Annotated in this window: 12 protein-coding genes; 6 read left to right on the forward strand and 6 right to left on the reverse strand. The window is 61.5% G+C overall.

Features of this window, described 5'->3' with window-relative positions; all coding sequences use genetic code 11:
• Positions 1 to 18 precede the first annotated feature (18 nt).
• On the forward strand, positions 19 to 552 hold the full coding sequence (locus JMV54_RS00780; protein WP_201516977.1) for a TetR/AcrR family transcriptional regulator: 534 nt from the start codon (positions 19 to 21) through the stop codon (positions 550 to 552).
• Here JMV54_RS00780 and JMV54_RS00785 read toward each other — a convergent pair.
• Positions 549 to 1,751 (reverse strand): PucR family transcriptional regulator, encoded by a 1,203-nt coding sequence (locus JMV54_RS00785; RefSeq protein ID WP_201516978.1) that lies wholly within the window; start codon positions 1,749 to 1,751, stop codon positions 549 to 551. The two genes, JMV54_RS00780 and JMV54_RS00785, sit on opposite strands and share 4 nt — an antisense overlap.
• 221 nt (positions 1,752 to 1,972) lie before the next feature.
• On the opposite strand from JMV54_RS00785, the gene JMV54_RS00790 reads away from it, so the two are divergent.
• The 3 genes from JMV54_RS00790 to abc-f all read left to right on the forward strand — a co-directional run bounded on the left by JMV54_RS00790 (position 1,973) and on the right by abc-f (position 7,767).
• Positions 1,973 to 4,012, forward strand: coding sequence for a hydantoinase/oxoprolinase family protein (locus JMV54_RS00790; protein ID WP_201516979.1), 2,040 nt, complete (start codon positions 1,973 to 1,975; stop codon positions 4,010 to 4,012).
• Entirely contained in the window at positions 4,009 to 5,982 is a 1,974-nt protein-coding gene (locus tag JMV54_RS00795; protein WP_201516980.1) for a hydantoinase B/oxoprolinase family protein, read from the forward strand. The genes JMV54_RS00790 and JMV54_RS00795 overlap by 4 nt, the downstream gene beginning before the upstream one ends.
• Before the next feature lie 183 nt (positions 5,983 to 6,165).
• On the forward strand, positions 6,166 to 7,767 hold the full coding sequence (gene abc-f, locus JMV54_RS00800) for a ribosomal protection-like ABC-F family protein (protein ID WP_201516981.1): 1,602 nt from the start codon (positions 6,166 to 6,168) through the stop codon (positions 7,765 to 7,767).
• A 24-nt stretch (positions 7,768 to 7,791) separates the two neighbouring features.
• Here the strand turns inward: abc-f and JMV54_RS00805 are convergent, their stop codons facing one another.
• Genes JMV54_RS00805 through JMV54_RS00815 form a run of 3 tightly spaced genes read right to left on the reverse strand, consistent with a single transcriptional unit; the run spans position 7,792 to position 9,276 of the window.
• Positions 7,792 to 8,676 carry an SURF1 family cytochrome oxidase biogenesis protein gene (locus JMV54_RS00805; RefSeq protein WP_230972743.1) on the reverse strand — a complete coding sequence of 295 codons (885 nt, stop codon included), beginning with the start codon at positions 8,674 to 8,676 and terminating at the stop codon, positions 7,792 to 7,794.
• The gene (locus tag JMV54_RS00810) at positions 8,673 to 8,942 is read right to left on the reverse strand and encodes a hypothetical protein (RefSeq protein WP_420842069.1); all 270 of its coding nucleotides are present in this window, start codon (positions 8,940 to 8,942) and stop codon (positions 8,673 to 8,675) included. Before JMV54_RS00810 ends, JMV54_RS00805 begins: the two co-directional genes overlap by 4 nt.
• Positions 8,926 to 9,276: a DUF3099 domain-containing protein gene (locus tag JMV54_RS00815; RefSeq protein WP_201516982.1), complete on the reverse strand. Its 351-nt coding sequence runs from the start codon at positions 9,274 to 9,276 to the stop codon at positions 8,926 to 8,928. Before JMV54_RS00815 ends, JMV54_RS00810 begins: the two co-directional genes overlap by 17 nt.
• A gap of 118 nt (positions 9,277 to 9,394) precedes the next feature.
• Here JMV54_RS00815 and JMV54_RS00820 point away from each other — a divergent pair, with 118 nt between their 5' ends.
• A complete protein-coding gene (locus tag JMV54_RS00820) occupies positions 9,395 to 10,108 on the forward strand; it encodes a beta-ketoacyl-ACP reductase (RefSeq protein WP_201516983.1) in 714 nt (237 codons plus the stop codon).
• Positions 10,109 to 10,135: 27 nt separating this feature from the next.
• Here JMV54_RS00820 and serB read toward each other — a convergent pair whose 3' ends face one another.
• Together serB and glgC are read right to left on the reverse strand one after the other, a co-directional pair.
• Complete coding sequence (gene serB, locus JMV54_RS00825; RefSeq protein ID WP_230972744.1) at positions 10,136 to 10,825, reverse strand: phosphoserine phosphatase SerB; 690 nt, start codon at positions 10,823 to 10,825, stop codon at positions 10,136 to 10,138.
• Positions 10,822 to 12,063 (reverse strand): glucose-1-phosphate adenylyltransferase, encoded by a 1,242-nt coding sequence (gene glgC, locus JMV54_RS00830; RefSeq protein ID WP_201517263.1) that lies wholly within the window; start codon positions 12,061 to 12,063, stop codon positions 10,822 to 10,824. Before glgC ends, serB begins: the two co-directional genes overlap by 4 nt.
• A 99-nt stretch (positions 12,064 to 12,162) precedes the next feature.
• Between glgC and glgA the strand changes: the two genes are divergently transcribed.
• Complete coding sequence (glgA, locus tag JMV54_RS00835) at positions 12,163 to 13,362, forward strand: glycogen synthase (RefSeq protein WP_201516984.1); 1,200 nt, start codon at positions 12,163 to 12,165, stop codon at positions 13,360 to 13,362.
• The last annotated feature ends 1 nt before the right edge of the window (position 13,363 follow it).

The raw sequence follows: 13,363 nt of genomic DNA on the forward strand, positions 1-13,363 counted from the left end.
ATGAGGGGGATTGACGCAATGACCAAGCTCACTCGCGAGTCGATACTGCAGGTGGCGATGCGTCGGCTGCACGAGTACGGACTCTCGGGGCTGTCGATGCGCGGTATCGCCACCGAACTCGGGGTGCAGCCGGGCGCGCTCTACTGGCATTTTTCAAATAAGCAGCTGTTGGTGGCGGGAGTGTGTGATGAGCTGATGGCACCGCTTGCCGACCAGCAATTCCCTGACCCGGTTACCGCCGGGATGGCTATTCGCGAGTGCCTTGTGTCGGTACCGGATGGTGCCGAAATGGTGGCGAGCACCATTGCGTTTGGGCTCGGGGCCGAGGCCGCTCACTCCTGTTTGGTCGAGGCCTGTCGGGAGGCGAATCAACCGGCCGAGCTTGCCTCCACCGCATTGCACCTGGTGCTGGGCGAGGTGCAGCACGAGCAGCAGCGGGCTCAGGCTGTGGCGCTCGGCATTGAGATCGGTTCAGAGTCAGTGCGGGCCAGCGAACAAACGCTGCGCACCGGATTGCAGGCACTTTTTGGTGGGAGGCATGAGCATTGTTAGCTGTGATCGGGCTGCAATTGCAGCGCCGCAACCCGTGGTTCGAGACACAGCATGAGATCGGTGATTAGCTGCGGATCACGTATCGATGCATCCAGTGCCTCTTCAATTCGGCCGAGTCGGTAGCGCACCGTATTTGGATGCACATAGAGGTGTTGAGCTGTGGCTGGAATCTCCATATGGCTCGCCAGATACACGGCCAGGGTGTGGAGCAGTTCGGGCTGATCGTCGAACGCCCGCAGGATGCGTCGGCGTCGTGCGGCAAGCTCGCCACGGTCGGCTGTGGCGGTAAGCCACTGGCGCAGTGGGAGTTGGGCGTAGTGCACTTGCGCGCCCGGGGGAGCTGGGTTACCGGGCGACTCGTGTAACGCGGCACCGAAATCAGCCGCGACGCGCTTCGCGAGTTCTGCTTCCCGCAGCGCGCGAGGCACGTCCGTGAGAATTGAGTGAACACCTGAGATGCCCAAAAAGTGGTGTTCGCCGAGGCTGTCAAGCCAGGCGCGTGCATCCGGGGTGTCGGCAACGAGCGCATGGAATTCCTCATCGCTCGCGGCCGAGACCAGGTGATCCGCAAAAAGAACGCCAAACTCAGCGCCACCGACTCTGGTGATGTGCTCGCGAACGACGCGACTAGCATCGGCGCTCGGTGATGCTGGAACGCCCGTCACAAAAACGAAGGGTGCGTGCGCGATGAAACCAAATTCAACCAGCCGCGGCCAAAAGCGCGACTCGCGATCGCGGGGGATGCCTTGTTCGAGGGTGGTGAGCAGGTCGGCGCGGTCGCGAATTCGCGTGGAGTCAAGCCCCTGCAGGGCAGAGAGCACGGCGGTGGTGGCGGTGCCGGCGACGAGCTTGGTGGTTTCATCAATGGCACGGCGATCGAGTGTCGCCAGCACGAGCACGTGCGCGGCACTGCGCGTGCCGGTGATGAGTGGATTCAGCTGCCAGCGACCCACGCGCAGCACCGGCAATGCTGCGGATGCATCCCTTTCGTTTTCATGCAGATGCGGCTGGAGCGCCTCCCAGATGAGCCGCGCGGGAGCGGGTCCGGCCGTTGCTCGCATCTCGCCGACGGCGTTGAATAACACCGCGGAGGCGCCGGTTTGCTGGGCGATGCGTTGCAGCACGCTTTGCAGCTGCTGGTGGTCGGGTAGCTGCGTCAAGGTTTCGTGCAGCCAGTTCAAAGAGAGTTGAGCAGACATGAAAATGAACCTTTTTCAACTATTCGCGGCGTAAAAAATTGGCTGAGTGGAAGCTGAAAATACAAGCCGTTCATCAGCGCCGATATGCGGGGCGTTCCACAGGTATTTGTAAATACTACAAAGAGGTCGGCGAAGAATCTGTATTTTGCGCAATAGAGTTTTTGAAACTCACAATCCAAGCTTGTCGACAAGTTCAACGACGAACCCAACTGGAGGAAGCAATGACGCAACTTCGAGTCGCCGTCGACGTGGGTGGCACGTTCACCGACGTGTGCATTTTCGACGAAGACGAAAAGACAATGAGGGTCACCAAGGTTCCCTCAACCCCGCACGATCCCATGATCGCCGTTATGAACGGCGTCAAACGAGCCGAAATTAACCTGGCGGATGTCGAGCTGTTTTCGCACGGCACGACCGTCGCAACCAACGCGCTCATCACCCGCAACTTCCCGCAGGCTGCGCTGGTGACCACTACCGGATTCCGCGATGTGATCGAAATCCGTGACGGCACCAAGGACGACCTCTGGGACGCCTACCGCGACGTACCGGGCCCGTACATCCGCCGCCGCGACCGCTTTGAAGTCACCGAGCGCACCGACTACCGCGGCGAGGTGCTCACCCCGGTTGACGAAGACGAGGCCCGCAAACTCGCCGCCCTGCTTCGCAAGCGCGGCACCAAAACCATCGCCGTCTGCTTCGTGAACTCGTTCGCCAACGCTGCCAACGAAATTCGGATGCGCGAAATCCTCGAGGAAGAAATTCCCGACGCAACCATTTCGACCTCGGCAGAAATTCTCCCCGAGATGTTCGAGTACAACCGGTTCAACACCGCGGTTGCGAACGCGGTGCTCGCGCCGCTGGTATCCGGATATGTGAACCGGCTCGAAAAGCAGCTCAGTGATGGCGGCTACCAGGGCGACCTGCTGCTCCTGCACTCGGGCGGTGGCTCGATGACCCCGCGCATGGTCGACCGGTTCCCGGTGCGACTGGCCGCCTCGGGTATTGCTGCCGGCGCGATTTCGGCCCAGCACATTGCCTCGCAATGCGGCTACGCCAACGCGGTCAGCCTCGACATGGGCGGCACCTCAACCGACATCGCCATGGTCGCTGATGGTGAACTGCGCGTGACTCAGGAATGGGAGGTCGAATACGGTCACCCGATCATCTTCCCCTCGATCGAGGTGCTCACGATCGGCGCCGGTGGTGGCTCACTGGCACACATCGACGTCGCGGGCTCGCTGCGCAACGGCCCCCAGTCGGCCGGCGCCGACCCCGGCCCCGCCTGCTACAACACCGGCGGCGACCAGCCCACCAACACCGACGCGAATGTCGCGCTGGGACGCCTCGGCACCTCACTCGCCGGTGGTGCAAAAACACTGCAGCGCGACCTCTCGGTTGAGGCGATCAACCGGGTAATTGCCGAGCCGCTCGGACTTTCACTCGAAGAGGCGGCCGAATCGATCCTCAAGGTTGCGAACGCCAATATGGCTGATGCCGTCCGCCTCATTTCGATTCGCCGCGGCTACGACCCGCGCGATTTTGCACTGCTCGCATTCGGTGGTGCCGGCGCACTGCACGGCGTGGATGTTGCTCGCGAACTCAACATCCCCACTGTGGTGGTGCCCCCGAACCCGGGTGTGACCTCAGCGATGGGCTGCCTGCTGGTCGACATCCAGCACGACCTCTCGCAGATGCACACCGGTGCGCTTTCGAACATCTCCACCGAAAAAATCGAAGATGTCTTCCGTCGCCTCGAGGGTGAAGCGCGTGACCGCCTGCGTCATGAGGGCGTCAGCGAAAGCGACACTGTGCTGCAGCGATTGATTTCGATGCGCTACGCGGGTCAGTGGCGTTCGCTCGTCGTTCCGGTCGGCAGCGGCCCCGACTTCCTCGATGCCGCGGTGGAGGCTTTCCACGAGCGCCACGAACGCGAGTTCGCCTTCCGCAACGATGAGGCACCCATTGAAATTTATGAGGTGCAGGTCAAGGCCGTGGGCAAGGTCAACAAGCCTTCCTTCGTGCCCGCCACCAAACAAGACACCGGCCCCGGTGAGCCGGTTGAGGTGCGCCCCGTCTACTTCGACGGTGAGTGGGTCGAGACGCCCGTCTACGGCCGCGACAACATCCCCGCCGGCGCTCAATTCGAAGGTCCGGCCATCATTAACCAGCTTGATGCCACTACGGTCGTGCCGCCCAACACGCGCGCCGAAATTGACGAGTGGCTGAACATCCGCATCCACCTGGAGGGGAGCGCGAAATGACCACCAAGGTAAACACTGTCGACCGTAAACTCGACCCGGTCACATTTGAGGTGCTGAAAAACGCCTTCGCGACCGCAGTCGACCTGATGAGCGAACAGATTCTGCGCACCTGCTACTCGTTCGTCATCTACTCGCGCGACTTCTCGTCGGCGCTGTGTGACGCACAGGGCAACACGGTGATGCAGGGGTCGGCCGATATCGCCGTGCACGTGGGAACACTGCACTTCCAAGCCCAGGCCGTGCTGGAAGAATTCGGCGACGATATCCACCCCGGTGACGTGTTCATGATCAACGACCCGTACCGCGGTGGCACCCACTTCAACGATGTGTCGTTCGTGCGCCCCATCTTCGTGGACGGTGAAATCATCGCGTTTTCGCAGAACAAGGGCCACTGGGCAGACATCGGTGGTGTTGTGCCCGGCTCGTTCTACGTCAACGCCTCTGACCACTTCGGTGAGGGTGTGCGCATCCCGCCGGTGCGCGTGTGGCGCAAGGGTGAGTTCCTGCACGATGTGGCACAGCTTGTTGTGTCGAATACCCGCTCGCCCGAGGTTGCCATGGGCGACCTCCACGCACAGTCGGAAGCAACCGCAGTGTGTGAGCGCGAGGTGCTCCGGTTGGTTGACCGCTACGGTAAAGACACCGTGGTCGACGCGATGCAGGAGACCCAAGACTATGTTGAGCGCACCGTACTCGCCCGCATCGCCGAGCTGCCGAAGGGCACCTGGGAGACCATCGACTACATCGACAACGACCCCTCGACTCCCGAAGGCATGATCCCGATCCGGATCAAGCTCACCGTTGATGACGAGGGCATCCACTACGACCTCAACGGTTCGGCACCGGCGGTCGCCACGTTCTTGAACTCGGCCTACGGCACCACCCACTCGTCGCTGTACTCGGGCACGAAGACGTTTTTCCCCGAGGTGCCGCTGAACTCCGGCTTTTATCGCGCGGTCACGGCCGATATCGGCCCCGAGGGCTCCGTGGTAAACGCCGGCTGGCCCAATGCGGTGACCGGCTTCTGCTCGGGACCACACGAAAAAATCATGAACGCAGTGTTCGAACTCTGGTCGCAGATCATGCCCGAGCGCGCCATGGCCTGCGCCTTCAACCTCGAGTATTTGCTCGTCGGTGGCCGCGATGCTCGCACCGAAGCCAAGCCGTACTTCATGTGGTACGACTGGATGGCCGGTGGCTGGGGCGGCCGGGCAACTAAGGACGGTTCGGATGCCACCGCGCCTGTGTTCGGTGCCGGCCTGGCAGTGCAGCCTCTGGAGGGTCAGGAACGACTCTCGCCGGTGCTCACCACCGAACACGCCATTCAAACCGACTCGGGTGGCCCCGGTAAATTCCGCGGTGGTTGCGGTATCCGCAAGGGTGGCGTGCTCACCGACGGTGAGTCGACCGTGATGAGCTACTGCTGTGACCGGTCACGCTCGCTCACCTGGGGAATTGAAGGCGGGCTGCCCTCAATTCCGCACGGTGTGTGGCTCAACCGCGGCAGCGACGACGAGCGCTTCCTCGGCACCGTCTTCTCATCGGTGACGCTGCAGCCCGGTGACCGTTTCGAGCGCCCCTCGGCCGGTGGCGGTGGCTTCGGCGACCCGCTCGAGCGCGACCCGCAGGCGGTGCTCGACGATGTCATCGACGGTTATGTTTCGCTCGAGCGCGCCGAACGCGACTACGGTGTGGTCATCACCACCGGTGATATTGAGCTCGACGAGTACTTCCTTGACGAAGCTGGCACCGAAAAGGCACGCGAACACATCCGCGCCAACCGCGCCGAGTGGTTCGCCGCCGACGCCGAGGAAATTGCCGCGGGCTACCGCAGCGGCGAAATCGACATGCTCGATGTGATTCGCCGCTACGGCGTGATCCTCGACTGGGGAACCGGCGAGCTGCTCGCGAAGTCGACCGAGCAATTCCGCGAGTCGATGCAGCGCCGCAGCGTCGACCACTGGAGCTAACTCGACGCGCTGACTATGCGCATACAAAGTGGTGTCGCGGGAAATGGTCCCGCGACACCACTTTTGTGTGCCCGGACGGTGCCGTGGTGCCGGCAACTTCGAGGCGTCTAGAATTGGCAGGTTATTGCGTACCGCATTCGGTACCGCATCCGTATCGATCCGACCAGCCACAGGGAGCCAGCCATGATTGCCGTCCACGATCTCGAGATCACCGTGGGCGCGCGAACCCTCATGAGCGAGGTCAACTTCCGCGTTGGTGCGGGCGACAAGGTGGGGCTTGTGGGGCGTAACGGTGCCGGTAAAACCACGCTGACAAAGGTACTCGCTGGTTGGACCCAACCCAGCGCCGGCCGAGTCGATAGCTCCGGCGAAATCGGCTACTTGCCGCAGGACCCGCGAGCAGGCGACCCCGAGCAGACCGCGCGTAACCGCATCCTGGATGCGCGCGGGCTCGGCCAGGTACGCAGCCGGCTCGCCGAGTCGGCCAAGCTGATCGCCGACGCCGAAACTGATGCCGACCGCGACCGTTATATGCGCCGTTATTCGCGACTCGATGACGAATTTGCGATGCTCGGTGGGTACGCGGCCGAGTCGGAGGCCGCGGCAATCGCATCAAACCTCTCACTGCCCGACCGCATCCTCGACCAGCCGTTGCGCACCCTCTCGGGTGGTCAGCGACGCCGTGTGGAACTTGCCCGCATCCTGTTTTCGGATGCTGACACCATGATTCTTGACGAGCCAACAAACCACCTCGACATCGACTCGGTGGTGTGGCTGCGCGAGTTTTTAAAAACCTATCGGGGCGGGCTCATCGTCATCTCGCACGATGTTGAACTCATCGGCGAAACCGTGAATCGGGTGTTCTATCTCGATGCCAACCGGCAGGTCATCGACATCTACAACATGGGCTGGGCCCACTATCTCAAGCAGCGTGAAGCCGACGAGGAGCGGCGACGCAAAGAGCGCGCGAATATCGAAAAGAAAGCCACCGCGCTGCAGCAGCAGGCGGCAAAATTTGGTGCGAAAGCCACCAAGGCTGCCGCGGCCCACCAGATGCAGCGCCGCGCCGAGCGGATGCTCGCCGGGCTTGAGGATGTGCGGCAAACCGATCGGGTGGCAAATCTCCGGTTCCCGACGCCGGCTCCGGTGGGGAAAACCCCGATTCAGGCGAAAGGGCTGTCAAAGTCGTACGGTTCGCTCGAAATTTTTACGGGTGTTGATCTCGCCATCGACCGCGGTTCGCGAGTGGTGGTGCTGGGCCTGAATGGTGCCGGCAAGACCACGCTATTGCGCATCCTGGCAGGTGTGGATGCACCCGATACCGGAGAAATCATTTCCGGTCACGGCCTCAAAGTCGGTTACTACGCGCAGGAACACGAGACGCTCGACGTGCAGCGCTCCGTGCTCGAAAACATGATTTCGGTGTCACAGCACCTCACCGAAACCGAGGCGCGCAAGGTGCTCGGCTCGTTTTTGTTTACCGGCGATGATGTGCACAAACCCGCCGGGGTGCTTTCGGGTGGTGAAAAAACCCGCCTCGCGCTGGCAATGCTGGTGGTGTCGAGTGCGAATGTGCTGTTGCTTGACGAACCCACGAACAACCTCGACCCGGCCTCGCGCGAACAAATTCTCGGCGCGCTTGCACACTACGAGGGTGCGGTGATCCTCGTTTCGCACGACGAGGGGGCCGTTGCGGCGCTCAGCCCCGAACGAGTGCTGGTGATGCCCGAGGCGGTCGAAGACCTGTGGAGCGCCGATTATTTTGAACTCATCGGCATGAACTAGCGCTTCAGCATCGCGGCGCAGGAGCTACCGGTTCATTGCCTCGTCGATCAGCGCATCCTCAATTTCGGCATCGCTTGGCCCGTAACGCTCACGCCGGCGCTGTGCGCGCAACCGTTCACGCTGCTTGGCAGCCTGAACCCGCGGGTCATCGGCGTTGCGCTCACGGAATTCGGCGCGCACGCCATGAATCAACCCCACCGCGGCGATCACCGCGAAGATGATCCACTGCACCGCGTAGCTGAGGTGGTTACCCTCAGTGATCTCTGGTTTTGCGGTGAGCGTGCCAGTTTCGGCGTCACCGCTTTCGCTGCGTAGCAGGCCGTAGGCGCCGGTATAAACCTCGCCGCCAAGCTGCTCGGCAATCCCGGGCAGGTAGATGGTCGGCACCTGGCCGGCGGGCGCTTCGCGGCCGGGAATATGTGGCTCGGTTGGTTTTAACCGTGCCGTCAACACGACCTGCCCCTCGGGGGGAGCGGGGATGTGGTCGGGCAGGTCACCGCGCTCACCGGTCGGCAGCCAGCCGCGATTGACGATAAAAATTTCACCCGAGTCGGTGCGAAACGGGGTGAGGATTTCAAATCCCGGCTGGCGCTCATACGGTCGGTTGCGAGCCAAAAGCTGCTGGTCGGCGAGATATTCACCGCGCATCGCCACCGGCAGCCACTCCTGTTGCGGGTCGAATGAATCGAGCTGCGGCAGCGCCTGCTCAAGTGTTACCGGTTCGGCATCAAAGTTGGCGATTACCTTATGGTTTTCGCCCAGTCGCCAGTCGCGGCGTTCAAATTGCCAGTGCGAAAGAAATCCGCAGGCGATCGCAAAAATAACCAGCAACACGAAGTAGCTAATCCAGCGACGTGACAGCAAAAAACGCAAGCCACCGCGCTGGCGGTCGGGATGTGACTCAGTCAAACAATCGGCTCCTCATTCACCGGGTCGGCTACCGCGTGCAAACGCACCGGGAAGCCGCGCGACTTGAGAAAACCCAGCAGGAAATCGAGATGCTCATCGCAGCTCAACCAGATTTTGATCCGATCTTCACTGTGAATGCGCGGGTTGCGCCACTCAATGCGCCGGGTAGCGGTCGTATCGCACTTGGCTCGCGAACAGGTCACCTCGGGCGCAAATGCTTCTAGCCCGATACGCGTGCGAAGATCAAATTCACCGGAACTCATCATTGTGCTCCTGTCGTTGTTGTTGCTGTGACTGCGCGGCTTCGCGCCAGGCCTCTTCATTCACACCTGGGCGGGTGACGACCAACGGCCGTTCTTCGGGGCTGGTCAGTTTGCCTCGGCGGCGCTGCCGGAGGTGGTTGGCAAAAACGACGGCGATCCAGGGGAGTACGATGGCGCCGGCAGCGAATGCCCAGATCATCGGGCCGCGTACGACCACCATGCCCACGACGCAGAGCGTGCGGATCAACATGGTGATGGCGTATTGACGCAGACGCGACTCGCGTTCTTCGTGCATTGAGTCAGCCATCGAGGTGATGGTGGCCACCCGATCGCCCATAGCTGCACCCGCCTCCTGTCTATCAGTCCAGGATAGACCTTCACCGCATAGGATGTCAGCGCTGACGCGGAGTATCTCCGCGTGTTATTTCCAACCAGACACCGAGCAAAGGAGCACTATGACAGAGTCGCGAATCGCACTCGTAACCGGTGGAAATCGAGGTATTGGTCGAGCAATCGCCGAAGACCTCATGGCCGCTGGCTATCGGGTCGCAGTGACCTCGCGATCGGGCGAGGGCGGCCCAGAAGGTGCGCTCACGGTCGCCGCCGATGTGACCGATAGTGCATCCATTGACGCTGCCTTTAGCCGCGTTGAAGAAGAGCTCGGTCCGATTACTGTGGTGGTCGCGAACGCTGGCATTACGCAAGACACGCTGCTGCTGCGGATGAGCGAGGATGATTTCACGAGCGTGATCGACACCAACCTCACCGGTGCGTTCCGGGTGATTAAGCGTGCCACCAAGGGGATGCTGCGAGCAAAATTTGGTCGCGTGGTGCTGATTTCGTCGGTGGTGGGGCTGTACGGTTCGCCCGGTCAGATCAACTATGCGGCCTCGAAATCGGGCCTGGTGGGTATTGCGCGCTCGCTCACGCGTGAGCTTGGCGGCCGCGGCATCACCGCCAATGTTGTGGCGCCCGGTTTCATTGAAACCGAAATGACCGCGGTGCTGCCGGAAGAAACTCAGCAGCAGTATCTCGCTTCAATTCCCGCCGGTCGCTTCGGACGGGTGGATGAAATCGCCAAGACTGTCCGCTGGCTGGTATCCGACGACTCGGGTTATATCTCCGGTGCGGTCATCCCGGTTGATGGCGGCCTCGGGATGGGGCACTAGCCGGTCAGCTGCTGCGGCGCGTGGTGCCTAGGGCAGTAGCGGGATGAGCTGAGAAAGGTCGCGATCGGGCATCGAGATCGATGCCTGTTCGCGCACCACCGGCTTGGCGTCGAAGGCTACCGATAGGCCCGCGACCGACATCATCCCGAGGTCATTGGCACCGTCACCGACGGCGATGGTGCGCTCCGGCGGCACTCCGAGTGAATTTGCCCATGAGCGGAGGGTGAGCAGTTTTTGCTTCCTGCCGATGATTGTGCCGTCAACCTCGCCGGTCAGCACACCGTTCTGGTCAGCAGCGAAACGGTTGGCACGCCAAAGATCCAGCTGTAAATCGCGAGCGAGCTCGTCGAGCACCTCGTGAAAACCGCCCGATACGGCCGCGACGCGGCCACCACGCTCGTGTACCGCGCGCACCATCGCGGGTACGCCCGGAGTCACTGTGATGCGGTCACGAACCTCGGCGATTTCGTTGAGTGTTACGCCGCGCAGCAGTGCCACCCGCTCGCGCAGCGACCCTTCAAAGTCGAGTTCGCCACGCATGGCACGCTCGGTTACTTCGGCCACGCGGTCACGCACACCGGCGTAATCGGCGACAAGTTCGATTACCTCATCGTTAATCAGTGTCGAATCGACATCGAGCACGACGAGGAATCGGGCGCCAGGGGTGATGTCGCCGCTACCGACGACCGGATCAAGACGGAGCTCAGAATTGGTCACCGTTTGATGATCGCATTTTTTGGCACCACGGTGATGCCGCTTTCGGTGACGGCGAACCCGCGAGCCTCATCCTGAGCGCGATCGACACCCACCTGCGCGCCATTTTCGACGACCACGTTTTTGTCGAGAATCGCGCGACGCACGACCGCTCCGTCGCTCACTACGACTCGGTCGAAGGTCACCGAATCCACGACAAGTGCGCCGCTGCGAACGTTGGTCCAGGGGCCGAGCACCGAACGCTCGATGTGGGCACCGGAAATAACCGAACCCAGCGAAATGATCGAGTCGATCATTGTGCCGGTTGAGCCGCGCGCATCGCGAACGAACTTCGCCGGCGGCGAGTTCAGCTGCTGCGACATGATCGGCCAGCTCTCGTTGTAGAGGTTGAAAATCGGCAGCGTGGCGATGAGGTCCATGTGGGCCTCGTAGAACGAGTCGATCGTCCCCACATCGCGCCAGTAGTCACGGTCACGCGGCGTTGAGCCGGGCACATCGTTGTTGATGAAGTCGTAGACACCGCAATCGCCCTGCTCAACAAAATAGGGGATGATGTCGCCACCCATATCGTGCTTCGACTCGTCGTCGAGCGAGTCGCGCGAGACGGCCTCAACGAGCTTGTCGGCATCGAACACGTAGTTACCCATCGATGCCAGGATTTCGTTCGGACTGTCGGGCAGACCCTCGCAGTGCTCAGGCTTTTCGAGAAACTCACGGATGCGCCACGGGTTTTCGGGGTCAACATCAATAACCCCGAATGACTTCGACATCTCAATCGGTTGGCGAATCGCCGCCACAGTGGCCCCGAGCCCCGACTCGATATGCTGCTGCACCATCTGTGCAAAATCCATGCGGTACACGTGGTCGGCACCAACCACGACGACAATGTCGGGCTTTTCATCGTGGATGAGGTTGAGCGATTGGAAGATAGCGTCGGCCGAGCCCGAGAACCAGTGCTTACCGCGACGCTGCTGCGCTGGCACGGTCGAAACATACGAGCCGAGAATCGCCGGTAGTCGCCAGGTTTGCGAAACATGTCGGTCGAGCGAGTGCGACTTGTACTGCGTGAGCACCACGATCTTGCTCAACCCTGAGTTGATCAGGTTTGCCAACGCAAAGTCGATGAGTCGATACTGTCCCGCGAACGGCACCGCGGGCTTTGCCCGGTCGGCAGTGAGCGGCATCAGGCGCTTGCCCTCGCCGCCAGCAAGTACGATTCCGAAGACCTTTTTTTGCGCCATGACCATGGGGTCAGAATAACCCAGCCAGGTAACCAAAACTGATGAAATTTGGGAGGCTTCTTGATGCCTGTGTTCACCCGATTCGCATAGGGTGGAAACATGCGTGTCGACGTGATTTCTCGTGAGTACCCACCGGCCGTCTACGGGGGAGCGGGGGTGCACGTCACCGAGCTTGTCAAAGCGATGCGAAACGACATTGACGTGGTCGTCCGCTGCTTCGGTGATGAGCGTGATGAGGCGAATACCTACGCCTACGATGTTCCGAACGATCTGCGCGATGCGAATGCTGCGCTCGGATTTCTCGGTACCGACCTGCGCATCGCTGCCGATGTCGCCGGGGCCGATATCGTCCACTCGCACACCTGGTATGCGAACCAGGCCGGCAATATTGCCAAGCTGCTGCACGGCATCCCGCACGTGATTTCGGCACACTCGCTCGAGCCGCTGCGCCCGTGGAAGGCCGAGCAGCTCGGTGGTGGTTACCGACTGTCGAGCTGGATGGAGCGCGATGCCTACACCAATGCCGACCGCATTATCGCGGTGTCGAATGGGATGCGTGCCGATATTTTGCGCGCCTATCCGCACCTGAACCCCGATAAGGTCGTGACGATTTACAACGGGATTGACACTTCGGTGTGGCAGCCGGTGGACGACCCCGACTATGTGCGCTCACACGGTATTGACCCCGACCGCCCAAGCGTGATTTTTGTGGGGCGCATCACCCGCCAAAAGGGGCTGCCGTATTTGCTGCGGGCACTGCGTTCGCTACGCCCTGAGGTGCAGGTGGTGTTGTGCGCGGGTGCGCCTGACACTCCCGAGATCGAGTGCGAGGTGCGCGGACTCGTCGATGAATTGCGCACCGAGCGTGACGGGGTGTTCTGGATCTCAGAGCACCTACCCAAACAAAAGCTCATGGCGCTGCTCACGAACGCGGATGTCTTTGTTTGCCCGTCGATTTATGAGCCGCTTGGGATCGTGAATCTTGAGGCGATGAGCTGCGGCACCGCCGTGGTTGGGTCTGGCACCGGCGGCATCCCCGAGGTGGTACAAGACGGGGTGACCGGCACCATTGTTCCGATCGACCAGGTTCAAGACGGCACCGGAACGCCGACCGATCCCGAGCGCTATGTCGCCGACCTGGCGGCCGCGATTAATGATCTGCTCGCCGATCCCGAACGCACCGCAGCCTATGGCCGTGCCGGTCGTGAGCGGGTCGAAGCCGAATTCACCTGGGAGCGGATCTCGCAGCAGACACAGCAGCTGTATCGCGAGATTCTCGAAGAGTCGGCGGTAGCGTAGC

Source organism: Gulosibacter hominis (genome assembly GCF_904842695.1).
GTDB classification, from domain to species: Bacteria; Actinomycetota; Actinomycetes; order Actinomycetales; family Microbacteriaceae; genus Gulosibacter; species Gulosibacter hominis.

What these genes read in the sequence shown, in the direction of transcription:
- JMV54_RS00780 (WP_201516977.1), top strand. Translation starts at nt 19, where the DNA reads ATGACCAAGCTCACTCGCGAGTCGATACTGCAGGTGGCGATGCGTCGG.
- glgA (WP_201516984.1), top strand. Translation starts at nt 12,163, where the DNA reads ATGCGTGTCGACGTGATTTCTCGTGAGTACCCACCGGCCGTCTACGGG.
- JMV54_RS00795 (WP_201516980.1), top strand. Translation starts at nt 4,009, where the DNA reads ATGACCACCAAGGTAAACACTGTCGACCGTAAACTCGACCCGGTCACA.
- abc-f (WP_201516981.1), top strand. Translation starts at nt 6,166, where the DNA reads ATGATTGCCGTCCACGATCTCGAGATCACCGTGGGCGCGCGAACCCTC.
- JMV54_RS00790 (WP_201516979.1), top strand. Translation starts at nt 1,973, where the DNA reads ATGACGCAACTTCGAGTCGCCGTCGACGTGGGTGGCACGTTCACCGAC.
- glgC (WP_201517263.1), bottom strand. Translation starts at nt 12,063, where the DNA reads ATGGCGCAAAAAAAGGTCTTCGGAATCGTACTTGCTGGCGGCGAGGGC.
- JMV54_RS00820 (WP_201516983.1), top strand. Translation starts at nt 9,395, where the DNA reads ATGACAGAGTCGCGAATCGCACTCGTAACCGGTGGAAATCGAGGTATT.
- JMV54_RS00810 (WP_420842069.1), bottom strand. Translation starts at nt 8,942, where the DNA reads ATGATGAGTTCCGGTGAATTTGATCTTCGCACGCGTATCGGGCTAGAA.
- JMV54_RS00785 (WP_201516978.1), bottom strand. Translation starts at nt 1,751, where the DNA reads ATGTCTGCTCAACTCTCTTTGAACTGGCTGCACGAAACCTTGACGCAG.
- JMV54_RS00815 (WP_201516982.1), bottom strand. Translation starts at nt 9,276, where the DNA reads ATGGGCGATCGGGTGGCCACCATCACCTCGATGGCTGACTCAATGCAC.